At 66.2% G+C, this 22178-nt stretch carries 21 protein-coding genes and 1 tRNA gene; 13 read left to right on the top strand and 9 right to left on the bottom strand.

The genetic code is table 11. The annotated features are described in order from the left end of the window. Positions 1-175 precede the first annotated feature (175 nt). Positions 176-248: transfer RNA gene (locus tag H276_RS0107510), tRNA-His, on the bottom strand. A 41-nt stretch (positions 249-289) separates the two neighbouring features. Continuing rightward, positions 290-937: an oligoribonuclease gene (orn, locus tag H276_RS0107505; protein ID WP_026356697.1), complete on the bottom strand. Its 648-nt coding sequence runs from the start codon at positions 935-937 to the stop codon at positions 290-292. 116 nt (positions 938-1053) lie between these two features. Between orn and H276_RS0107500 the strand changes: the two genes are divergently transcribed. Next, entirely contained in the window at positions 1054-2631 is a 1578-nt protein-coding gene (locus H276_RS0107500; protein WP_019970686.1) for a helicase HerA-like domain-containing protein, read from the top strand. A 19-nt stretch (positions 2632-2650) separates the two neighbouring features. Here H276_RS0107500 and cmrA read toward each other — a convergent pair whose 3' ends face one another. Beyond that, on the bottom strand, positions 2651-3457 hold the full coding sequence (gene cmrA / locus H276_RS0107495; RefSeq protein WP_019970685.1) for a mycolate reductase: 807 nt from the start codon (positions 3455-3457) through the stop codon (positions 2651-2653). A 38-nt stretch (positions 3458-3495) separates the two neighbouring features. Here cmrA and H276_RS0107490 point away from each other — a divergent pair, with 38 nt between their 5' ends. Then, positions 3496-4791 (top strand): MFS transporter, encoded by a 1296-nt coding sequence (locus H276_RS0107490; RefSeq protein ID WP_036460721.1) that lies wholly within the window; start codon positions 3496-3498, stop codon positions 4789-4791. A 14-nt stretch (positions 4792-4805) separates the two neighbouring features. Here H276_RS0107490 and H276_RS0107485 read toward each other — a convergent pair whose 3' ends face one another. Then, the gene (locus tag H276_RS0107485) at positions 4806-5606 is read right to left on the bottom strand and encodes an MmpS family transport accessory protein (protein WP_026356696.1); all 801 of its coding nucleotides are present in this window, start codon (positions 5604-5606) and stop codon (positions 4806-4808) included. A 92-nt stretch (positions 5607-5698) separates the two neighbouring features. On the opposite strand from H276_RS0107485, the gene H276_RS0107480 reads away from it, so the two are divergent. Then, entirely contained in the window at positions 5699-7588 is a 1890-nt protein-coding gene (locus tag H276_RS0107480; protein WP_051111401.1) for an alpha/beta fold hydrolase, read from the top strand. Here H276_RS0107480 and H276_RS0107475 read toward each other — a convergent pair. Next, positions 7585-8181: a TetR/AcrR family transcriptional regulator gene (locus tag H276_RS0107475; RefSeq protein WP_019970681.1), complete on the bottom strand. Its 597-nt coding sequence runs from the start codon at positions 8179-8181 to the stop codon at positions 7585-7587. The two genes, H276_RS0107480 and H276_RS0107475, sit on opposite strands and share 4 nt — an antisense overlap. Positions 8182-8242: 61 nt before the next feature. Between H276_RS0107475 and H276_RS0107470 the strand changes: the two genes are divergently transcribed. From H276_RS0107470 to H276_RS0107430, 9 genes are all read left to right on the top strand, one after another. Further along, positions 8243-9835 carry a carboxyl transferase domain-containing protein gene (locus H276_RS0107470; RefSeq protein ID WP_196807871.1) on the top strand — a complete coding sequence of 531 codons (1593 nt, stop codon included), beginning with the start codon at positions 8243-8245 and terminating at the stop codon, positions 9833-9835. Between the two features lie 7 nt (positions 9836-9842). Then, positions 9843-11861, top strand: a complete 2019-nt coding sequence (locus H276_RS0107465; protein ID WP_019970679.1) for an acetyl-CoA carboxylase biotin carboxylase subunit — start codon at positions 9843-9845, stop codon at positions 11859-11861. After that, positions 11858-13018, top strand: a complete 1161-nt coding sequence (locus H276_RS0107460; protein ID WP_019970678.1) for an acyl-CoA dehydrogenase family protein — start codon at positions 11858-11860, stop codon at positions 13016-13018. The genes H276_RS0107465 and H276_RS0107460 overlap by 4 nt, the downstream gene beginning before the upstream one ends. Then, positions 13015-13506 carry a MaoC family dehydratase gene (locus tag H276_RS0107455; RefSeq protein ID WP_019970677.1) on the top strand — a complete coding sequence of 164 codons (492 nt, stop codon included), beginning with the start codon at positions 13015-13017 and terminating at the stop codon, positions 13504-13506. Before H276_RS0107460 ends, H276_RS0107455 begins: the two co-directional genes overlap by 4 nt. Further along, positions 13507-14313 carry a CoA ester lyase gene (locus tag H276_RS0107450; protein WP_019970676.1) on the top strand — a complete coding sequence of 269 codons (807 nt, stop codon included), beginning with the start codon at positions 13507-13509 and terminating at the stop codon, positions 14311-14313. It begins immediately after the preceding gene. Positions 14314-14622: 309 nt separating this feature from the next. After that, a complete protein-coding gene (pdhA, locus tag H276_RS0107445; protein WP_019970675.1) occupies positions 14623-15714 on the top strand; it encodes a pyruvate dehydrogenase (acetyl-transferring) E1 component subunit alpha in 1092 nt (363 codons plus the stop codon). Next, positions 15714-16772: a transketolase C-terminal domain-containing protein gene (locus H276_RS0107440; RefSeq protein ID WP_019970674.1), complete on the top strand. Its 1059-nt coding sequence runs from the start codon at positions 15714-15716 to the stop codon at positions 16770-16772. The genes pdhA and H276_RS0107440 overlap by 1 nt, the downstream gene beginning before the upstream one ends. Further along, positions 16769-17956 (top strand): dihydrolipoamide acetyltransferase family protein, encoded by a 1188-nt coding sequence (locus tag H276_RS0107435; RefSeq protein ID WP_019970673.1) that lies wholly within the window; start codon positions 16769-16771, stop codon positions 17954-17956. Before H276_RS0107440 ends, H276_RS0107435 begins: the two co-directional genes overlap by 4 nt. Positions 17957-18106: 150 nt before the next feature. After that, on the top strand, positions 18107-18514 hold the full coding sequence (locus tag H276_RS0107430; protein WP_019970672.1) for a hypothetical protein: 408 nt from the start codon (positions 18107-18109) through the stop codon (positions 18512-18514). 20 nt (positions 18515-18534) lie between these two features. On the opposite strand, the gene H276_RS22685 is transcribed toward H276_RS0107430, so the two are convergent. The 4 genes from H276_RS22685 to H276_RS0107410 all read right to left on the bottom strand — a co-directional run bounded on the left by H276_RS22685 (position 18535) and on the right by H276_RS0107410 (position 21230). After that, positions 18535-18873, bottom strand: a complete 339-nt coding sequence (locus H276_RS22685; RefSeq protein ID WP_019970671.1) for a hypothetical protein — start codon at positions 18871-18873, stop codon at positions 18535-18537. A gap of 94 nt (positions 18874-18967) precedes the next feature. Then, a complete protein-coding gene (locus H276_RS22680) occupies positions 18968-19738 on the bottom strand; it encodes a hypothetical protein (protein WP_019970670.1) in 771 nt (256 codons plus the stop codon). 9 nt (positions 19739-19747) lie between these two features. Further along, positions 19748-20434, bottom strand: coding sequence for an MspA family porin (locus tag H276_RS0107415; RefSeq protein ID WP_026356694.1), 687 nt, complete (start codon positions 20432-20434; stop codon positions 19748-19750). 85 nt (positions 20435-20519) lie between these two features. Then, entirely contained in the window at positions 20520-21230 is a 711-nt protein-coding gene (locus H276_RS0107410; protein WP_026356693.1) for an MspA family porin, read from the bottom strand. 364 nt (positions 21231-21594) lie between these two features. Between H276_RS0107410 and H276_RS0107405 the strand changes: the two genes are divergently transcribed. After that, positions 21595-22173 carry a hypothetical protein gene (locus H276_RS0107405; protein WP_019970667.1) on the top strand — a complete coding sequence of 193 codons (579 nt, stop codon included), beginning with the start codon at positions 21595-21597 and terminating at the stop codon, positions 22171-22173. Positions 22174-22178: the final 5 nt, after the last annotated feature.

The following is a 22178-nucleotide window of genomic DNA, read 5'->3' as shown; positions in this document are numbered from 1 at the left end:
TACGGATCAGGCGCGGGCCTACCCGGTAGGACTTGAGCGTCCCGTCAGCGACGCGGCGGCGGATGGTCTTGTCGCAGACGCCGATGGCGGCGGGCAGACCTTAGCGTTGCGCTAACGTTGCAAGCCCTCCCGGGAACGCAAAGGGTGGGAGGGTTAAATACCCTCCCACCTGCGGGGTGGCTGACGGGACTCGAACCCGCGACAACCAGGATCACAACCTGGTGCTCTACCAACTGAACTACAGCCACCATCGCCGCTACACCTTTCGGCACATGCGGCGTCGTAGATACTAGCCGCTCGGACGCTCCCACGCCGAATCGTTTTCCTCCGCGTCGGAAGAATCCGGTCCGAGGGTGCTGGCGATCTCGGCGATATCGCTGGTAGACGGCCCTGGTGGGGCCACGAAGGCGGTCGCGCGGTAGTACTTCAATTCGCGGATCGACTCGTGGATGTCGGCCAGCGCGCGGTGGGCGAGCCCTTTTTCGGGCTGACCGAAGTAGATCCGCGGGTACCAGCGCCGGCACAGCTCCTTGATCGAGCTGACGTCGATCATCCGGTAGTGCAGGTAATCGTCGAGTTTGGGCATGTCCCGGGCGATGAAACCGCGGTCGGTTGCGATGGAGTTGCCTGCAAGTGGCGCGGTCTTGGCCTGTTTGACGTGGCCACGGATGTAATCGAGCACCATTTGCTCGGCGGTCGCCACGTCGACGGTCGAGGCACGCACCTCTTCGGTGAGCCCCGAGCGGGTGTGCATCTGAGTCACCACGTCGACCATCGAGTTCAGCGCCGCGTCGTCGGTGTGTATCACCACGTCGAGGCCGTCACCGAGGATGTTCAAGTCTGCGTCGGTGACCAGCACTGCGATCTCGATGAGCCGGTCTTTCTTCAGGTCGAGGCCGGTCATCTCGCAGTCGATCCACACCAGTTCGTCTCGCACGAGGATCCACAGTATGCCCAAGCGCGACAAGCGGTCGCCCGCACCCACCGCGCGGGCAGATCGGCCAGTAGTGTCAGGTCCCGATTGGCTCGTTCGCGCGTACGGAGGACCCCGGCATGACCACCGAATCGACAGCAACTCCCGCGCAGCAGATCGCCGCCGGCTACGCAGTCGGCGGCCAGGCGTTGGAGCTGGGAACCGTCATGGTCGACGGGACCGTGGACCCCGGCGCCCAGATCCGCATCCCGCTCGCCACGATCAACCGGCACGGATTGATTGCCGGTGCCACCGGCACCGGCAAGACCAAGACGCTGCAGGTGCTCGCCGAGCAGCTGTCGGTCGCAGGTGTGCCGGTGGTGATGGCCGACGTCAAGGGCGATCTGTCGGGGTTGTCGAAGCCGGGGGAGGTCAACGACAAGATCACCCAGCGCGCCAAGGACACTGGTGACGACTGGACCCCGACCGCGTTCCCGACGGAGTTCTTGTCGCTGGGCACCTCGGGTATCGGCGTGCCGGTGCGTGCGACGATGACCAGCTTCGGGCCCATCCTCTTGTCAAAGGTATTGGGGCTCAACGCAACCCAGGAGTCCACGCTCGGCCTGATCTTCCACTGGGCCGATCAGAAGGGGTTCTCGCTGCTGGATCTGAAGGATCTGCGTGCGGTCATCCAGTACCTCACCAGTGACGAGGGCAAGCCCGAACTCAAGGCGCTCGGTGCGGTGTCACCCGCCACGGCCGGGGTGATCCTGCGGGCTTTGGTGAACCTGGAGGCCGAAGGCGGCGACACGTTCTTCGGTGAACCCGAGCTGGAACCCAAGGATCTGATGCGGCTGGACGCGCAGGGCCGGGGTGTCATCACCCTGCTGGAACTGGGGTCGCAGGCCGCGCGGCCGGCATTGTTCTCCACCTTCTTGATGTGGGTGTTGGCCGATCTGTTCACGACGCTGCCCGAGATCGGTGACGTCGACAAGCCCAAGCTGGTGTTCTTCTTCGACGAGGCGCACCTACTGTTCGCTGACGCCTCGAAGGCATTCCTGGATCAGGTCGAGCAGACCGTCAAGCTGATCCGGTCCAAGGGCGTCGGGGTGTTCTTCTGCACACAGCTGCCCACCGATGTGCCCAACGACGTGTTGTCGCAGCTGGGCGCCCGCGTCCAGCACGCTCTGCGGGCCTTCACCCCTGACGATCAGAAGGCGCTGTCCAAGACGGTGCGCACGTATCCGAAGACCGACGTCTACGACCTGGAGAAGGCGTTGACCTCGCTGGGCATCGGTGAGGCGATCGTGACGGTGCTCTCCGAGCAGGGGGCGCCGACGCCGGTGGCGTGGACGAGGATGCGGGCGCCGCGTTCGCTGATGGGGGCGATCGGCGACGACGCCATCAAGGCGGCCGCCCAGGCCAGCCCGTTGCAGGCCACGTACGGGCAGACCATCGACCGTGAGTCGGCGTACGAGATCCTCAATGCCAAGCTGAACGCCGCCTCCGCGCCCGAGGAGGGCGATGCCGGTGGGTTCGCCGGCATTGAGGCGTCCGGTGAGGTGGCACCGATGCCTGCGCCGGCTCAGCGGGCCGAGCCGAGCATCGTTCAGCAGGTGCTAGCGAGCTCGGCGTTCAAGAGTGCGTTGCGCTCGGCGGCCACCGTCGCCGGCCGCGAGATCACCCGCAGCATCTTCGGCGTCGGCCGTCGCCGCTGAGTTCCGGTGAAACGGGCGGTCAGTTGCCGCCCAGCTTCTTGTATACGGCGCCGACGATGGGTGTGACGATGGCGCGCGGAGAGTAGCCGGTGGCCACCGACATGGCTTTGGAGGTGACGCCGGGCACTACTCGGACCTTGTTGTGTTCCAGGCCATCCAGCGACAACTTCGCGGTGTGTTCGGTGGAGATCCACAGGAAATCCGGGATCAGCCGCTCGACCAGCGACTGCTCGGACGGATCGGGCAGTTCGGTGCGCACCGGGCCGGGTGCCAGCACGGTGACGTGCACGCCGGAGCCCTTGACTTCGCCGCGCAGCGACTCGCTGAAGGTGTTCGCGAAGGCCTTGGAGGCGGCGTAGGTGGCGTTGTTGGGAATCGGTGAATTACCCGCCACCGAACCGGAAATCAGGATTCCACCGGCCCCGCGCTTGACCATGCCCGGCAACACTGCGAGGACAAGGTCATGTACGCCGAGGACGTTGAGTTGCACCTGCGCTTTCTCGCCGGCGGGGTCGAGGTTCACGACCGGGCCGAACGTCGCCGTGCCGGCGTTGGCGCAGAGGATCGAGATCTCGCGGGCAGCGAGTTCATCGCACAGGGTCTCCCTGGCGGCCGGGTCGGCGAGGTCGACCGCGCGTACCTCGACGGTCACGCCGTAGCGCTCAGTAAGCCGCTGCGCCAACGTGTTCAGCACGTCCGCGCGCCGTGCGGTGATGATCAAGTGGTGTCCGCGGGCGGCGAGTTCGGTGGCCAACGCCTCACCGATGTTCTGCGAGGCGCCGGTGACCACGGCACGGGCGTCCGGACTGGGTGCGGGAACTGGCATGGCGCTCATCCTAGAAGCAGCCGCATAAAGTGTCGGTCATGATCAACCCCGGGCAGGCGCGGGTGGTCGCGTGGGCCCTGTGGGACTGCGGCGCCACGGGCCTGAACGCAATCGTCGTCACCTTCGTGTTCTCCGTGTACCTGACCGGCAGCGTCGGATCGGACCTCCCCGGCGACACCACACCCGCGAGCTGGCTGGGCCGGGCCATGACGGTTGCCGGTCTCGTGGTGGCGCTTCTGGCACCTGCCACCGGAATCTGGGTCGATGCGCCGCAACGTCGGCGTCGGGTGCTGGCTGTGATGACTGGTTCGGCCGTGGTGCTTACGGCGGCGATGAGCCTGATCCGCGACGACCACCGTTACCTGTTGCCGGGATTGGTGTTGTTGGCCTGCACAGCTGCCTGCAACGAGCTCGCCACCGTGCCCTACAACGCCATGCTGCGGCAATTGTCCACGCCGGAGACCTCCGGGCGGATTTCGGGACTCGGCCTTGCGATGGGTTACGGCGGCAGCGTGGTGCTGTTGCTGCTGGCCTACGTCGGGTTCATCGCCGGGGACGGCGACAGCCGCGGGCTGCTGGGCATCCCGGCCGAAGACGGCCAGAACGTGCGGGCCGTGATGCTGCTCACCGCGGTCTGGTTCGTCCTGTTCGCACTGCCGGTGTTCGTGGCGGTTCCGCGTGTGCCGGTCGTCGGTTCGCTCGACCGGGTGGGCCTACTCGGCGCCTACCGCAAGCTGTGGGACGAGATCCGCAGCGAATGGCGCCGCGATCACAACGTCGTCTACTACCTGCTGGCAAGCGCGGTGTTCCGCGACGGGTTGGCCGGAGTGTTCGCATTCGGCGCGGTGCTCGGCGTCAACGCCTACGGCGTGTCCCAGTCAGATGTGCTGTTATTCGGCATCAGTGCGTGCGTGATCGCGGCGTTCGGATCCGTCGTCGGTGGGCTGCTCGATGACCGGGTGGGTTCCAAACCGGTCATCGTCGGCTCGCTGGTCTGCCTGATTGTGGTGGGACTGACGATGCTGTCCCTGTCGGGACCGGTGGCCTTCTGGGTGTGTGGCTTGCTGCTGTGTCTGTTCATCGGCCCGACGCTGTCCTCGGCGCGCACCATGATGCTGCGGATCTCCGCACAGGGCAAGGAAGGTGTCGCGTTCGGCCTCTACACGACGACGGGTCGTGCAGTGTCCTTTATCGCGCCGTGGCTGTTCTTCACCTTCATCGATGCGTTCGGCGCCGACCGGGCGGGCCTGGGCGGGCTGTGCCTGGTGCTTGCGCTGGGCCTGATGGCCATGCTGGCGGTGCGCACACCGCAGCGGGTGCACGATCCGGTGTAGAGCGTGGACCCCCGCTACGGTGCCGTGCCCGCGCACACCGTGAGGCCGGTTCCGGTGCGGTGCTGGGTCGGCACGCCGTTGACGGTCACCGAGCAGCTGACGTCCGGGCCGAAGTTGATGACGGTGACGCTGGCGGTACCCGTGGCCGGCTGAGGAAGTTCGACCTGCTTTCGCCACGGCAGCATCACGTTGAACTCTGTCTGCAGCATGTTGCCTGTGTCGATGTAGGTGATGTTGATCGCCCGGCCCGAACCGGTGACTTCGTAGGTGACGGTGTCGGTGGCGCCTGGCGTCGACGGCCCGGTGGGTGAGGTCGGCGTGGTGGCTGGGGGCGCCGCGGTCGGCCGCGGGGTACGCGAGGTCGTCGGCGGTGCGGTCCTGGTTGTGGTGGCGCCGGGCAACGGAGTCACCGGCTGCGGTGCGACCACGGTTTCCTGCTGCGAGCTGTTGATGATGACCAGGGCGATCACCAGACCGACGACCAGCAGCACCGCCACGGCGGCAAGGATCCACAGCCACAGCCGTGGCCGCTCCTCATCTGGTTCCTGTTCCGGAGGCGGCCCCGCTGGCGGGTAGCCCGTGCCGTACTGCCCGGTTGCGTTGGGGTTGTACCCGTAGGAGCCGGGGTTGTACCCATAGGAAGGATAGGGAGGCAGCTGCTGGGTCTGATTCGACGTCGAACTCGGCCCGGCCGGATAACCGGGTGGCTGGTACGGCGGCGAGTCGGCGTAGGCCGGCTCGGGATAGTCCACCGGGTATCCGCTGCCCAGCGGTTGGGTCGGATCGGAACCTTCGCGGCGTGGTGAATCGGTCATGTCCACCTCATGGCAGCAGGGTACCTGTGCGGGCCCCCGGTGCGCTTCGGCGGCGGGCCGCCCGGTGGATGTGGCGGCGGGCCGCCCGGTGGATGTGGTCGGCAGTGGGGAGAGGAGTAGTGCGAGTGGAGCAGCACGTTCGGGTGAATTACGGCGCGTCACTGTCGCCGGATGCGACAGCATTCGCCCACCTGGTTGACGATGGCGGCTACCCGCGCGCCGTCCAGCGGTTCCTGCGCGGCTGGCGGGCGAGCTCGTCGCGGGATGTGGAACTGCCGGTGGTCGGCCCCGTGACCCGGGTGATTCACTCTGCCGACGGGTATTGGCTGGCCTGCGAGGTCGCTCCTGAGGGCGGTACCCGCACTCAGATATGGGTCGTGACAACCGATCCTGACGACCGAGCCGCCCGCCGCGTCGACAGCTGGCCCCCCGATGCTCCAGAGGGCACCGCCGAACTGATCGGGTGGGACAGCACCCAGGTTGCGGCCATCCTGACCGGTGACGACGGCGTCGGCAGCTCATGTCTGATCGACCCCGCAACCGGGGACACCATCGTGTTGGACCGCCGGTCGGCGGGTCGCCTGGTGGATTCGTGGGCGGGTGCCTCGTTGGTGCGGGTCGGTCCGCGTGGTTACCGCGAGCTGATCATGCTGTGGGGTCTGCGGGAGATCGCTTTGCTGCCGTTCGACCCTGGATCCACCACTGATGCCGGCGTGATTCTCGATGATCATCAACCTCGGCGGCTGCGCAGTGGTCTTGAGGGTGAGACCGCATTGATCGAACCGGCCAAGAATTACCCGTTGGGTAGCTCGGAAGGCTATGTCCGGGCGCTCATCCGCAGTGAGAACGGCGCCGGCCATGCGCGGCTGCTGGAGGTCACGGTGACCGCCGACGGCGTGTCCTATCACGTCGTCGCCGAACGACCGGGATACGAGCTCGACGAATTTGTGGTCAGCGACGACCTGTCCACGGTGGCCATGCTGTGGAACGTCGACGGATGCAGTGAACTGCAGATCCTGCAGTACGCCGACGAAACCCTGTCCGAGCCGCTCGCGCTGCCCGGCATGGTGGCCAGCGAATTGAGCATCAGTGCGGGCGGTTCCATGGTGGCGGTGACGGTCCAGGGACCGGCGTTGCCACCGACGGTGGAACTGGTGGACCCACGTACCCGGGAATGGGAACGTATCGACCGCGAACCCAGCCGCGGACCCCGCACCGGCACACCCACTTTGGCGCGCATCACGGCCCGCGACGGGCTGGAACTCAACTCCTGGCTGTACCGTCCTGACGGCGAACCTATCGGGGCGATGATCTTCCTGCACGGCGGTCCAGAAGGGCAGGCGCGGCCTGATTACAACGAGTTCTATCCGCGGTTGCTGGAGGCCGGTATCGCAGTGCTGACGCCGAACGTGCGCGGATCCGGAGGATTCGGCAGGGCATTCATGCACGCGGACGACAAGGAACTGCGGTTCGCGGCCATCGACGATGTCGCCGACTGCGTGCACTACCTGGTCGAGCACGAACATATCCGGGCCGATCGCATCGCCTGCAGCGGCTGGTCCTACGGCGGATATCTGACCCAGGCGGCGCTGACGTTTCACCCCGAACTGTTCGCCGCGGGCATCAGCATCTGCGGGATGAGCGATCTGAATACCTTCTACCGCAACACCGAACCCTGGATTGCTGCCGCGGCGCATCCCAAGTACGGGCATCCGGTTGCCGATCGCGAACTGTTGGAGCGGCTTTCGCCGTTGCTGCGAGCGCACGCGCTGACAGCGCCGCTGCTGCTGGTGCACGGCGCCAACGACACCAACGTGCCAGTCAGCGAATCCGAGCAGATGTTCGACGCGTTGCGCAGGCTGGGGCGGACGGTGGAACTGCTGATGTTCGACGACGACGGCCACGAGATCGTCAAACGGGAGAACCGGGCGGTGCTGGGCGAGGCCATGACCCGCTGGCTGCTGGCGGCGTTCGGCGGCTAACGGGTCGCGTGCAGCGCCGCGAGTGTCATCCGGCGCAGCACCTCGCGTGAGCGTGCCTTGGACACAGCAGGTTTCACGCTGTGTGGGGTGGAGTTGAGCAACCCGAACGCGGCGTGAGCCATCACCCGAGCGTCATCCTCGGCCAGCTCGGGATCGAGTTGTGTCAGCACCGAAACCCAGATCTCGACGTACTGCCGTTGCGAGCGGCGGACCTGGCGCGCGGCGGTGTCGGGCAGGTGTGCGAGGTCGCGGTCCTGGATGCGGATCAGGTCGGGTTCGCCGAACACGAAGTCGAGGTGGAAGCCCACGAGGCTGTCCAGAGCTGCGCGCGGATCGTCGTTCTCGGCGATGACGTCGCGTGCACCGGCGAGCAATCGGGTGCTGATCCCGACCAGTAGCTCGACCAGCATCGCTTCCTTGTTGGGGAAGTGCCGGTAGATCGCGGGTCCGCTGACACCGACCGCGGCGCCGATGTCTTCCAGCCGCACTGCCAGGTATCCGCGCTCGGCCACCAGGCGTTCTGCGGCGGCGATCAGCTGGCTGCGCCGGTCGGACTTAGCCTGGCTGCGACGTGTCACAGCGCTGGTCGACATGGCACCTCCTGAGGGTGGACACCTCGGTTAAGCGTGACTAACATATCATGAGTTAGTCGTCATTAACTCAAACGGAGCTGCCTTGTCATCCCATACAGACGACCATCTGGCGTTGGTTGCGCAGCTGCGCACCAAACTCGCCACCGCGGCCCTCGGTGGACCGGAGCGGGCTCGGGAGCGACATGTCAGCCGAGGCAAGTTGCTCCCACGTGACCGAGTAGACGGCCTGCTCGACGTGGGTAGTCCGTTCCTGGAGATCGCGCCGTTGGCTGCCGACGGCATGTACGACGACGAGTGCCCGGGCGCCGGGATGATCGCGGGCATCGGCCGGGTCTCCGGCCGGGAATGCGTGATCGTGGCCAACGACGCCACGGTCAAAGGCGGTACGTACTACCCGATCACGGTCAAGAAGCACCTGCGCGCACAGGAGATCGCGCTGCAGAACCAGCTGCCGTGCATCTACCTCGTGGACTCCGGCGGCGCGTTCCTGCCGCGCCAGGACGAGGTGTTCCCGGACCGTGAGCACTTCGGCCGGATCTTCTACAACCAAGCCACCATGAGCGCCAAGGGCATCGCCCAGATCGCGGCCGTGCTCGGGTCGTGTACCGCCGGCGGCGCGTACGTGCCGGCCATGAGCGACGAGGCGGTTATCGTCCGCAACCAGGGCACCATCTTCCTCGGCGGCCCGCCGCTGGTGAAGGCCGCGACCGGCGAGGTCGTGACCGCCGAGGACCTCGGTGGTGGCGACCTGCATTCCAAGATCTCCGGTGTCACAGATCATCTGGCGCACGACGACCGCGACGCGCTGCGCATCGTGCGCAACATCGTCTCGACGCTCGGTCCGGCCCAGGCGCCACCCTGGGCGGTGGAGCCCGCCGTCGACGCCGTCGCCGATCAGACCGAGCTCTACGACGTCGTACCGGTCGACCCCCGGGTGCCCTACGACGTGCACGAGGTGATCACCCGGATCGTCGACGGGCCTTTCCCTGGCGCTTCGCTTGCCCAAGGTGGCCGGTTCACCGAGTTCAAGGCCGAATATGGCACCACGCTGGTCACGGGCTTCGCTCGTATCCACGGTCACCCGGTCGGCATCATCGCCAACAACGGTGTGCTGTTCGGCGAATCCGCGCTCAAGGGCGCGCATTTCATCGAACTGTGCGACAAGCGCAAGACACCGCTGCTGTTCCTGCAGAATATTTCCGGCTTCATGGTCGGCCGTGACTACGAGGCCGGCGGCATCGCCAAGCACGGTGCCAAGATGGTCACGGCGGTGGCCTGCGCGCGGGTGCCGAAGTTGACCGTGGTGATCGGCGGCTCCTACGGTGCAGGCAACTACTCCATGTGCGGCCGCGCCTACTCGCCGCGGTTTCTGTGGATGTGGCCCAATGCCCGCATCTCGGTGATGGGCGGCGAGCAGGCCGCCTCCGTGCTGGCCACCGTGCGCGGTGAGATGACCGATGAGCAGGCGGAGGAGTTCAAGGCGCCGATCCGCGCCCAGTACGAACACCAGGGCAATCCCTACTATTCGACGGCGCGGCTCTGGGATGACGGCGTGATCGATCCCGCCGATACCAGAACCGTCCTGGGACTGGCTCTTTCGGTTGTCGGCCAGGCTCCTCTGGAGCCGGTCTCCTACGGCGTTTTCCGGATGTGAGGCAAAGATGACGAGTTTCGACACAGTCCTCGTCGCCAACCGCGGGGAAATCGCGGTACGGGTCATCCGCACCTTGCACGAGATGGGGATCCGCTCGGTCGCCGTGTTCAGCGACGCTGATGCCGGTGCTCGGCATGTCATGGAAGCCGATGTCGCGGTGTGCATCGGCCCGGCGGCGGCGCGGCAGAGCTACCTCAATATCGAGGCCATCGTCGGCGCCGCACGCCGCACGGGAGCCCAAGCCGTGCACCCCGGTTACGGATTCCTTTCCGAGAACGCAGAATTCGCCACCGCACTGCAGGACGCCGGCATCGTGTTCATCGGGCCGACCGCGACCGCGATCGCGACCATGGGAGACAAGATCGCGGCCAAGGCCGCGGTGTCGGCCTTCGGAGTTCCTGTCGTGCCTGGCATTGTCCCGCACACGAGGAGGACCAAAGGCGAAAGCCCGGGACTCACTGACGACGACCTGATTAGCGGTGCCCCTGAGGTCGGCTTCCCGGTACTGGTGAAGCCGTCCGCCGGTGGCGGTGGCAAGGGCATGCGGGTGGTACACGAGGCCGCTGAGTTGCCGGCTGCGCTGGCGTCCGCGCGCCGCGAGGCCGCTGCCGCGTTCGGCGACGACACGCTGTTTCTCGAGCGGTTTGTGTTGCGGCCCCGCCATATCGAGGTTCAGGTACTCGCCGACGGCCACGGCAACGTGATCCACCTTGGCGAGCGCGAATGCAGCCTACAGCGCCGTCACCAGAAGGTCATCGAGGAGGCGCCGTCGCCTCTGCTGGATGCCGCCACCCGGGCCCGGATCGGCGCCGCCGCATGCGATACCGCCCGCAGCGTCGACTACACCGGCGCGGGCACGGTGGAGTTCATCGTTTCCGCCGACCGGCCCGACGAGTTCTTCTTCATGGAGATGAACACCCGGTTGCAGGTCGAACACCCGGTCACCGAGATGGTCACCGGTATCGACCTGGTCGAGCAACAGATCCGGATCGCGGCCGGTGAGAAACTGGCCTTGAGTCAGGACGACATCGTGATGACCGGGCACGCCGTCGAGGCACGGGTCTACGCGGAGGATCCTGCCAACGGCTTCCTGCCGACCGGCGGACCGGTGCTCGGACTCAGCGAACCCGTCGGGGCGGGCATCCGCGTCGACTCGGGTCTGGCGGCCGGCGCCATAGTCAGCAGTGACTACGATCCGATGCTCGCCAAAGTCATTGCCCACGGCGACGATCGGACCGCAGCACTGCACGCACTCGATCGGGCGCTGGCCGACACCGCGGTCCTGGGCGTCACCACCAACATCGAGTTTCTGCGGTTCCTGCTGGCCGACCCCGATGTCGCCGCCGGGCGGCTCGACACCGGACTGCTCGACCGTCGCGCACCCGATTTCGTTCCGGCCGCCGTGGGTGACGAACAAATGATCGCGGCCGCGGCATACCGGTGGCTGCGGCACTGGGCGGAGGCGGGGGACAGCCTCTGGCAGTTGCCGTCCGGATGGCGTGTCGGCGGACGGGCTCCCGCGGCGTTCCGGCTGCAGGCCGTCGGCCGCACCGATCACGTGTATCTCACCGGAACCCCGGACCGTGCCACGGCGACCGTCGAGAACGGTGGAAACCACACTGTCAGCGCGGCTTTCGATGATGGGCTGCTGGCCGTCACATTGGATGGCCTGCGCACCGAGTATCTGGTCGCCGCCACCGACGGCCGGTTGTGGCTGACCGGGGGCGGTCGCGTGTGGGAGGTCGAAGAGGTACGTGAGGCGCCGGTGCGACCCGATGACGAGCACAGCGGAGACGCCGAGTTGACCAGCCCGATGCCGGGTTCGGTCGTCGCCGTCGGCGTGAACCACAGCGACGCGGTCGCTGCGGGCACCATGGTGGTCACGGTCGAGGCCATGAAGATGGAACACGCACTGACCGCCCCGGTCGACGGCACCGTGGAACTACTCGTCGCCGTCGGCGACCAGGTCAAAGTGGGTCAGCCGCTGGCCCGAATCACCGCTGCAACCGAGGAGACCCAATCATGAGCGACTTCTTGTCCACCGGAACCCTGCCCGATCACTACGAGCAGCTGGCCAAGACGGTCCGCGACTTCGCCCAGAGCGTGGTCGCGCCGGTCAGCGCCAAGCACGACGAGGAGCACTCGTTCCCGTACGAGGTCGTCGCGGGCATGGCCGATATGGGCCTGTTCGGCCTGCCGTTCCCCGAGGAATACGGCGGTATGGGCGGGGACTACTTCGCGTTGTGCCTGGCACTTGAGGAACTCGGCAAGGTTGATCAGAGCGTGGCCATCACGCTGGAGGCCGGGGTGTCGCTGGGCGCGATGCCGGTGTACCGCTTCGGCAACGACGCACAGAAGCAGCAATGGTTGCCGTTGTTGGCCAGCGGTAAGGCGCTGGGCGCGTTCGGCCTGACCGAAGCCGGCGGTGGCAGCGACGCCGGGGCCACCAAGACCACCGCGAAACTGGAAGGACCATCTTGGATTATCAACGGTTCCAAGCAGTTCATCACCAACTCCGGCACCGATATCACCAAGCTCGTGACTGTCACCGCGGTGACGGGGGAGACGCCCCGAGGTAAGGAGATCTCGGCGATCCTGGTGCCTGTGCCGACCGAAGGTTTCACCGCTGAACCGGCCTACAACAAGGTCGGCTGGAATGCCTCGGACACCCACCCGCTGAGCTTCGACGATGTCCAGGTGCCCGCCGAGAACCTGCTCGGTGAGCGGGGCCGCGGCTACGCCAACTTCCTGCGCATCCTCGACGAGGGCCGCATCGCCATCGCCGCGCTGTCGGTCGGCGTCGCGCAGGGCTGCGTGGACGAATGTGTCAGATACGCCAAGGAACGCCAGGCCTTCGGGGCGGCCATCGGCACCTACCAGGCCATCGCCTTCAAGATCGCGCGGATGGAGGCGCGTGCGTATACCGCCCGCACGGCCTACTATGACGCGGCCGCGTTGATGCTGGCCGGCAAGCCGTTCAAGAAGGCCGCAGCCGTGGCAAAGCTGGTCGCCAGTGAGGCCGCGATGGACAATGCCCGCGACGCCACGCAGGTGTTCGGCGGCTACGGTTTCATGAACGAATATCCGGTCGCCCGGCACTACCGCGACAGCAAGATCCTCGAAATCGGGGAAGGGACAACCGAAGTACAACTCATGCTGATCGCGCGGGAGGCCGGTCTGTGAGCGAAAAGAAGACAATAGAGCAGCGCGGCCTCTGGTTCGAGGAGTTCGAGATCGGCGTGCGCTACCTGCACCGGCCGGGCCGCACCATCACCGAGGCCGACAACGTCCTGTTCACCACGCTGACGATGAACACCCAGGCGCTGCATCTGGACGCGGCCTTCTCCGATGCCCTTCCGCCGTTCCACGCCCGCCTGGTCAACTCGATGTTCACGCTGTCGACGCTCGTCGGCCTGTCGGTCGCGCAGCTGACCCAGGGCACCATCGTCGGCAACCTCGGATTCTCCGAAATCTCCTTCCCCAAACCACTTTTCCACGGTGACACGCTCTACGCCGAAACCGAGATCACCGAGAAGCGCGCCTCCAAGAGCCGCCCGGGGGAGGGCATCGTCACCTTTGCGCACACCGGACGCAACCAGCACGGCGACGTCGTCGCGACGGCGTCACGTAAGACCATGGTCCGGATGCGTCCGGTAGAGGGGGAGGCATAGGTGACACTCTCAGCAGCCGGACCGGGCTGGCTGTTCTGCCCGGCCGACCGGCCCGAGCGATTCGAGAAGGCCGCAGCGGCAGCCGACGTGGTGATCCTCGATCTCGAGGACGGGGTGGCGGACAAGGACCGCGAGGCAGCTCGGCAGGCGCTGATCGACACACGTCTCGATCCGGCCCGTACCGTGGTGCGGGTCAACCCGACCAACACCGCCGATCACGCCCGCGATCTCAAAGCCGTGGCAGCGACCGACTACACCACGGTGATGCTGGCCAAATCCGAGCATCCCGACCAGGTCCGGGCGCTCGCACCGTTGGACGTGGTGGTCCTTGTCGAGACCCCGCTGGCCGCCCTCAACGTGGTTGACCTCGTGCAACCCGACAACACATTCGCGGTGATGTGGGGTGCGGAGGATCTGTTCGCCGTGACTGGCGGCACCGCCAACCGCCGGCCCGACGGCAGCTATCGCGACGTGGCCCAGCACGTGCGCTCGCAAACCTTGTTGGCGGCCAAGGCGTACGGCAAAGTGGCACTCGATTCGGTGTATCTGGACATCAAAGATCTCGACGGGCTGCGCGCGGAGGTCGACGACGCGGTGGCCGTTGGATTCGATGCCAAGGTGGCCATTCATCCGTCCCAGGTGGCGGTTATCCGGTCGGGGTATATCCCGACTGCCGAGCAGATCGTGTGGGCGCGAGCAGTGCTCGATCGGGTGGCAGGTGAGCGTGGTGTGTTCCAGCACGACGGCCTGATGGTGGATGCGCCCGTGCTGCGGCGTGCTGAGCGCATCGTCGCCCTGGCTCCCTAGTTCCCTTGCCGAGCAGGCGCAGAGTCGCACGTTTTCGGTCGAAAACGTGCGACTCTGCGCCTGCTCGCGGGGCTTGCTGTTGTCGACACGCCGCCAATCTGTTATCAGCGTTGACAGCGGCCGTATTCAAATCGGGCGCATAATGGCGGTGATGCCCCAGCGCTGCGACGTCCGAGCGGATCGTCCAGCTAGCGCCATACCCAGGTGGCTAGCCGGCGGCCCCTCACCAGGGGTCTTGTTCGTACCGCCGCTGCGCTGAGCACCTCGCGGACTGACGGCGGAACATGCCGTCACCGAACAGGAGGCGGTATGGCTGAGCCATATGCGACGCCGCAGAGCGTCGATCTGGACCCGGTGCGGCTGGTTGAGGCTGACGGGTCACCAACATCTGAGACGCGCTACAGCCGTGATCTGCCGCCCGAAACGCTGGGTTGGCTCTACGAGTCGATGGTCGTCACCCGCGACCTGGACACCGAGTTCATCAACCTGCAACGCCAGGGCGAACTCGCGCTGTACGCGTCGTGCCGCGGCCAGGAGGCTGCGCAGATCGGCGCAGCGGCCTGCCTGCGCAAAACCGATTGGTTGTTCCCGCAGTACCGGGAGATCGGCGCCTTCCTGCTGCGCGGTATCACCCCGGGGCAAGTCGGTGCGGTGTGGCGCGGCGCCTGGCACGGTGGCCTCGAATTCACCAACCATTGCGTCGCCCCGATCGCGATCGCGATCGGCACCCACGGTCTACACGCGGTGGGTGCAGCGATGGCCGCTCAGCGGCTCGGCGAGGACTCGGTGACGGTCGCCTTCATGGGTGATGGCGCGACCAGCGAGGGCGACGCGCACGAGGCGTTCAACCTCGCGTCGGTGTTCAAGGCGCCGTGCGTGTTCTTCGTTCAGAACAACCAGTGGGCCATCTCGGTGCCGGTCTGTCAGCAGATGGCCGGACCGTCCATCGCACACCGGGCCATCGGATACGGCATGCCTGGCATCCGTGTCGACGGCAACGACGTGTTGGCCTGTTACGCGGTGATGGCCGAGGCCGCCGAACGTGCCCGCCACGGTGGCGGACCCACGCTGATCGAGGCGATCACCTACCGGATGGGTCCGCACACCACATCCGACGACCCCACCCGCTATCGGTCCGCCGACGACGTGCAGGACTGGGCGGCCCGTGATCCGATCGCCCGCTACCGCACATATCTGGAATCCGTCGGGGTGTACACCGAGCGCTTGCAGGAGCGGGTCGCCGCACGATCGCATCGTTTGTGCGCTGAACTGCGCGAGGCGATCGTGGGCGGACCGGATCACGATCCTGCCGAGTTGTTCGACACCGTCTATGCCGAGATCACGCCGGAGCTGGCGCGCCAACGCGATGAGCTGCTGGCTGAGTTGGCGAAGGAGGCGTGATGACACAAATCATCGACCGGCCCGCCGCGCAGGGTGATTCGCCGGAGCCCTGGGAACCTATCCTGAGGCCGGTCCCGGCCACCACCGAACTCACGATGGTGCAGGCGATCAGCCGAGCCTTGCATGATGCGATGGCTGCCGACGACCGCGTGCTCGTGTTCGGTGAGGATGTCGCAACGCTGGGCGGGGTGTTCCGGGTCACCGAGGGCTTGAGCGACACCTTCGGCGTTGAAAGGTGTTTCAACACACCGCTGGCCGAGTCGGCCATCATCGGTATCGCGGTCGGAATGGCGATCCGCGGGTTCACTCCGGTACCGGAGATCCAGTTCGACGGGTTCAGCTACCCGGCCTTCGATCAGATCGTCAGCCATTTGGCCAAATACCGGACTCGCACCCATGGTGATGTCAGTCTGGGTGTGACGGTACGCATTCCGTCGTTCGGCGGGATCGGTGCTGTCGAGCATCACTCCGAATCCACCGAGAGCTACTGGCTGCACACCGCTGGGCTCAAGGTGGTGGTGCCCGCCACGCCGTCGGACGCGTACTGGCTGCTGCGACACTCGATCTCCTGTCCGGACCCGGTGATCTACCTGGAACCGAAGCGTCGGTACTGGGCGCGCGAAGCCGTCGATACCGCCACCCCGGGGCTGCCACTCGGGCGGGCAGCGGTGCGGCGCACCGGAACCGACGTCACCGTGATCACCTACGGCGGACTCGTCGCGACGGCACTGAACGCCGCGGATCTGGCCGCCGAACGTGGCTGGAGCCTGGAGATCATTGATCTACGCACGCTCAACCCACTGGATTTCGACACGGTAGCCGCCTCGGTCCGCCGCACCGGACGTGCGGTGGTGATGCACGAGGGTCCGCGCACGCTCGGGTTCGGCTCCGAGCTGGCTGCGCGCATCGCCGAGGAACTGTTCTACGACCTCGAAGCGCCGGTGTTGCGCGCCACAGGTTTTGACACGCCGTATCCGCCGGCGCGGCTGGAGAAGCTGTGGTTGCCGGGCGTGGACCGGCTACTCGATTGCGTCGAGCGTGCAATGGGGCAGCCGTGAACCGGGAATTCCTGGTTCCCGATCTCGGTGAGGGGCTGCAGGACGCCACCATCACCAGTTGGAATGTGTCCATCGGCGATACCGTCGAGTTGAACCAGACACTGTGCACCGTCGAAACCAACAAAGCCGAGGTCGAGATCCCCAGCCCTTATGCGGGACAGGTCCTCGAACTCGGTGGTGCCGCAGGGGACACGCTCGCCGTCGGGGCTCTGCTGGCGCGGATCGAGACCAGTGAATCCGCGCCGGTGGCCGCGGCGACGAACGGCACCAGCACGACACGCAAACCGGTCCTGGTCGGCTATGGTGCCGACGACACCATGGATTCCAGCCGGCGTCGTGCGTCTGCACCGGAATCCGAACGGCCGCGGACCAAACCACCGGTGCGCAAGCTCGCTGCCGAACTGCACGTCGACCTCACTGCGCTGGCACCCGGATCCGGTCCCGAGGGGATCATCACCCGCGACGACGTACTGGCTGCCGCCGGTGGCGCGGAACTCCTCGACGTGCGGGGCGTGCAGGCCGAAATGGCTCGTCGGATGACATTGGCCCACAGTGAGATACCCGACGCGCATGCGCGCGTCGAGGTGGATTGCGCGGCGCTGCTTGCGCTACGGGACAGGCTCGCGGCCGCGGACGACGCACCGCCCGTCACCCCGTTCGTGTTGACGTTGCGGATGCTTGTCATCGCGCTGCGTCGTCATCCGATCCTGAACTCGACGTGGGTGGTCACCGACGAGCATCCCCGCATCCATCAGCATGCCGCTGTGCACCTCGGGTTCGGGGTGGCCGCACCGCGGGGCCTGCTGGTACCGGTCGTCGGCAATGCCCACGACCTCACCACGCGCCAACTTGCCCAGACGGTTTCGCGGCTCATCGACAGTGCGCGGGCCGGATCGTTGCAGCCGCAGCAACTCACGGGCTCGACATTCACGGTGTCGAACTACGGTGCGCTCGGCCTCGACGACGGCGTGCCGGTGATCAACTACCCGGAGGCGGCGATTCTCGGTATGGGAGCGCTCAAGCCGCGGGCCGTGGTGGTCGATGGGACCGTGACGGCCCGTCCGACCATGGCATTGACCTGTGCGTTCGACCATCGGATCGCCGACGGGGCGCAGGTCGCCGCCTTTCTGGTCGAGCTGCGGAACCTCATCGAGGCACCCGAGCTGGCGCTGCTGGACCTGTAGATCTCGTTATCCGTGCTTCGCAGCGACCTCGGGTGGCGAGGAAACCATAGGGTTCGGTACCCGCGTGCTGCACGCCTCGGGTGCGTATCCGATAATGAAATGATGTTGGCCGACAACGGTGTCCGCGGCGCGGATGGGATTTTCTGACCGGTGTTGGACACAGATCATCACAACGAAGCGTTGGAATCGGTGCCGTGGCACGAACGCCCGACGGCGGTGTTCTTGGCCGGGATCGGCGGGATTGTCGCGTTAGTGGCATTGGTGGTGGCAGTCGTCATCACCACACATCAATCCAGCGGGTCGTTCGCGCCCGGCGATCTGCCTGCCTCGACCACGACGACCATCCCGACTACGCCGTCCACGAGCTCCACCACCGCTTCGTATTCGATCTCCACCAGCGTTGTCACCACGTCTGATGCCCCGCCTCCGTCGGTTCAGGCACCGTCTACGTCTTCGGAGGAAGAGCGGGAGCAGCCGGCCACGACCACGGCTCCCGGGACGACCACCATGTCCAATCCGTATCAGACCACTACGGCGCCCAACGCGGGCGCGTTCTGACGCCAGCTTCGGACAGTCGGTCAGCCGAATCCGATCCCGATGCCGCCGGACACCGACGAATCGTCGGCCTCGTTGGGGCACGAGACATCCACGTACACAGTGGTATTGGCCGGTGTGGTGCCCGGTGAACGGTCGGGATTGTGAATTGCGGTGACCTTGCAGCGTGAAAGTGGCTCGGAGCTGACGCCGCTGACCCAGTTGATCTGGACCTGGTATCCCTGGGCGGTGAGGTCGTCGACGATGTCGGCGGCCGATTGAGTGCCTGCCCTGGGATCGGCGGCGGCGATCGCGTAGCCCAGCGATACGCCAACGGCGGCAGCGACCACCGTCAGGATGAGACGTCTCGGTCCGAGCGACATCGCGGCCTCCCGGGAGCTGGACTGCGTACGCGGTATCCAGCATAAGCGTTTCGGGCAGCGTCAGGGGAAAACCCCGAAACACTGCCCGAACGCCTCACGGTGCCGGTGGTGTGCCAGGTGGCGGCGGGATGACCGGTGCTCCCGGCCCCGGCGCTGGTGGCGGTCCGGCAGGACTCGCCGGGTCCGGCAGATTCTCGACGAGTCCCGGTGGAATATTCGTACCCGGCGGGGGTGCGGTACCCGGAAGCGGTTCGCCCAATTGCTCTTTGGGGACCTGCCCGAGCATCCCGCCGTGCAGGTTGCCATTGCGGTAGAGCGTGCGGATCTGCCGAAGCCAGTTGAGCCCGGAGATGTCGGAGTTCTCCTCACCCGGGGGGACGCCGACCACGGTGCCCTCACCGGGTGCCGACGGCTTCTCGTTCTGCGGGAAGAAGTTGCCGTTGTTGAATGCCCTGAGGTTCGGAGCGTCGGCCGGTGGTGGCCCGCCCGGCGCCGACGGTGCCGAGTTTTGCCCGAGCAGACCGCCCGGACTCAGGTCGATTCCGTTGGGAACGCCCAACTTGCCCGGCGCAGATTCGTCACCGGTTTGGGCCAGAACCGATAGTCCCGTCGGTCCGAGTGGCGCGCCGACGACCGGGATCGTCGGGCCGGGCGGAGGCGGTTCCGGGACCGGGGCGGCCGCGACGGGGGCACCCGGAGAACCTGGGACGTCAGGAGGCGGTCCGGGGTCGGCGGCAGCGGTTGCCGAACAGGCAACCGCTGCCCCGAACGCGAACAGCCCGACTGCGGTGAGGGCGGCGGTCGCATTCCTGACCGCTGATGCTTGCCCGGAGTTTGCCCTCGCGCCTTGGTGTTTCGCCTTCACAGTTGACCGTCAGACTGCTTTGGTGACGCCGTAGTACGCGACGACGTCATCAGTGTCGGTGGTGGAACTCGTCAGGGTGGCGTAGGAGCGCAGGAAGGACTGTCCCATGCACCCGTCGATCTTGATGTGGACGTCCTTCAGCGTGACGCGCACCGGCGCAGCCTTGAACGACTTCTTGTCCACCGAGACGTTGGTGACGGTACCGGGCTTGGGATGGATCTCCAGCGTGCCCGACAGCGGCATGCTGACACCGGTCGGAATGATGCCGGCCAGCGTCGAACCCGAGGTGCTCAGGCCGATCGATCCGATGAGACGGACCTGACCCAGCTCGATACCGCAACCGATCTGGTAGCCGGTGTCCAAAGTGCCGCCGGTCAGCGAAGTGGATCCGCCGCCGGTGACGGTGCCGGTAAACGTGCCCGCCACAAGGTATTCGCGAGAGGACACAGCGGTGGTCAGCGGCGCCACCGGCAGTTGGCTCTCGTTGGTCGCGGCCACCGTGAGCTTCCACCCGTCGGGAGTCGTGACGATGCCCGGTTCGGCGGAGGCGACCAGTCCGTTGTCCGGCGGGGGGCCGGCGTCGGCCGGAGCCGCCGGGTCAGGCGGTGGCGGCGGCGGATCGGCCGCCGCGAGGGGAGCCACCGCTACCGGGGCTAACATGCAGATAGCAGCCAGGGTGGCAAAACGATTCAACATGCGGGAACTTGTGCCTCTCGTGGGTAGCGAATCCGAGCGATCGATGTCGTGGCGAATCATCGGCGGTGTCGTTTCCGGGCCGCGGTCAGACGGCCTTGGTCACGCCGAGATACGTGACAACGTCGTCGGTGTTGTCCGTGGAACTTGTCAGCGTTGCGTAGGTACGGATGAACGACTGACCGGCGCACTGATCGAACTTGATACGGACGCCCGTGATGGTCACGCGGGTTCCCGTGCCCTTGAACGACTTCTTGTCGATCGGGACGATGGTGACCGTGCCCGGCTTGAGGTAGACCTTGCCTTGCAAGCTGATGCCGGTACCGGCGTTGACGTCGCCCCCAGCGCCGGTGAACGGAATCTTGATACCGGGCGTGAAGCTGAGGCTCGGGTTGATTTCCGTCTCGTCGCTGATGATGCCGCAACCGATTTGGGTTCCGGCTTCCAGCGTTCCGCCGGTGAGCTTCGTCTTGCCGCCGCCCGTGACGTTTCCGGTGAAAGTGCCTCCGACGAGGTACTCGCGCGACGACACCGCGGTGGTCAGCGGTGCCACGGGCAGCAGACTCTCATTGGACCCGGCCACCGCTACATGCCAGCCGTCCGGGGTGTCGAGCACTCCGGGAGGCGAGGAAGGAACGGCGCCGGTGTCCGGTGGGGGCGGGGCAGGCAGCGCAGGCGCGGCAGCAGCATCGGCCGCCGCAGCGGCGGGGTCAGGCGGTGGGTCGGCCGACGCGAGGGGTGCCACCGCTACGGGGGCCAACATGCAGGCAGCAGCCAGGATGGCTAAACGATTCGACATGCGGGTTATTGCGCCTCTCGTGGTTGAAACCGGGGATCGACGTCGAACTTGTGATCCTCCGTGATGCCGGGGATTTGTCGCGTCGAATCATGGACGGGTCGAGTTTCCGGGCCGTAAACGAGCGGCCAACGGTTCGGGCCTCAATTCCATCCACTTGGCATCCGCGCGGATTGTCACTTCCATTGGCACATAACGTATCTGAAGGAAGCTCACAGGAAGTTCGCAGGAACACGGGACGGATGACATACGGATGTGATCGATTGTTCGAACGTTCACTTTTCAGACATGTCAACGATCAACTGTGTGGGACGTCAGGCGTCCAATTGTGAACGTATAGACGGAGGAATCGTTGAGGTCGTCACAGATGTACGAGCGGGGATTTGCGTCGCTGCTCATCGCATTCGGCATCGGGTTGGCAGGCATGCCCGCTGCGGTCGCGGACCCTGGGGACGCGTCGAGTGCCCCGGGACCGGCGGCCCCTGCCGTTCCCGACTTGCCTCCGGTCACCGCGGGTGCACCAGCCGCGGGTCCGGTGTCCATGCCGGTCGACACCACGGATGACCCTGGCGCCCCGGCGGTCACGGCCTGTTCGCAGTTCGCCAACGCCTTGGATTCCGCATCGACGTACTACGGCGACTTCGCGGATTCGATCGAAGGCCTGGAGCGCCCCGACTACGGGGACCCGACCATCAGCACCACCAACACCAGCGGTCGCACCGCGCTGCGGGAAGCCGCCGGAACGGCGATGAATGCGGCCGGCACACCGGGACTTTCGCCGGACATCGCCAACCCGATGCGGTCATGGTCCTTCGGGGCCACCAAGCTTCTGCTGAAAATGGGACTGCGCACCGGTGGCCAATCGCTGAATGACACGGCCACGCAACTCAACAACGATGCCAGTAACGCGCAGATGGCCTGCGCTGCCGCGGGCACGCACGCCTGACGGAG

The organism is Mycobacterium sp. 141 (genome assembly GCF_000382405.1).
In the GTDB taxonomy this organism is placed as follows: domain Bacteria; phylum Actinomycetota; class Actinomycetes; order Mycobacteriales; family Mycobacteriaceae; genus Mycobacterium.
Note: the sequence above shows the minus strand (reverse complement) of the source record. Positions and strands in the feature narration are given on the sequence as shown.

Excerpts from the sequence above, each read along its gene's own strand:
- H276_RS0107500 (WP_019970686.1), top strand. The coding sequence starts at position 1,054 with ATGACCACCGAATCGACAGCAACTCCCGCGCAGCAGATCGCCGCCGGC.
- cmrA (WP_019970685.1), bottom strand. The coding sequence starts at position 3,457 with ATGCCAGTTCCCGCACCCAGTCCGGACGCCCGTGCCGTGGTCACCGGC.
- H276_RS0107490 (WP_036460721.1), top strand. The coding sequence starts at position 3,496 with ATGATCAACCCCGGGCAGGCGCGGGTGGTCGCGTGGGCCCTGTGGGAC.
- H276_RS0107485 (WP_026356696.1), bottom strand. The coding sequence starts at position 5,606 with ATGACCGATTCACCACGCCGCGAAGGTTCCGATCCGACCCAACCGCTG.
- H276_RS0107480 (WP_051111401.1), top strand. The coding sequence starts at position 5,699 with ATGTGGTCGGCAGTGGGGAGAGGAGTAGTGCGAGTGGAGCAGCACGTT.
- H276_RS0107475 (WP_019970681.1), bottom strand. The coding sequence starts at position 8,181 with ATGTCGACCAGCGCTGTGACACGTCGCAGCCAGGCTAAGTCCGACCGG.
- H276_RS0107465 (WP_019970679.1), top strand. The coding sequence starts at position 9,843 with ATGACGAGTTTCGACACAGTCCTCGTCGCCAACCGCGGGGAAATCGCG.
- H276_RS0107460 (WP_019970678.1), top strand. The coding sequence starts at position 11,858 with ATGAGCGACTTCTTGTCCACCGGAACCCTGCCCGATCACTACGAGCAG.
- pdhA (WP_019970675.1), top strand. The coding sequence starts at position 14,623 with ATGGCTGAGCCATATGCGACGCCGCAGAGCGTCGATCTGGACCCGGTG.
- H276_RS0107440 (WP_019970674.1), top strand. The coding sequence starts at position 15,714 with ATGACACAAATCATCGACCGGCCCGCCGCGCAGGGTGATTCGCCGGAG.
- H276_RS22685 (WP_019970671.1), bottom strand. The coding sequence starts at position 18,873 with ATGTCGCTCGGACCGAGACGTCTCATCCTGACGGTGGTCGCTGCCGCC.
- H276_RS0107415 (WP_026356694.1), bottom strand. The coding sequence starts at position 20,434 with ATGTTGAATCGTTTTGCCACCCTGGCTGCTATCTGCATGTTAGCCCCG.
- H276_RS0107410 (WP_026356693.1), bottom strand. The coding sequence starts at position 21,230 with ATGTCGAATCGTTTAGCCATCCTGGCTGCTGCCTGCATGTTGGCCCCC.
- H276_RS0107405 (WP_019970667.1), top strand. The coding sequence starts at position 21,595 with ATGTACGAGCGGGGATTTGCGTCGCTGCTCATCGCATTCGGCATCGGG.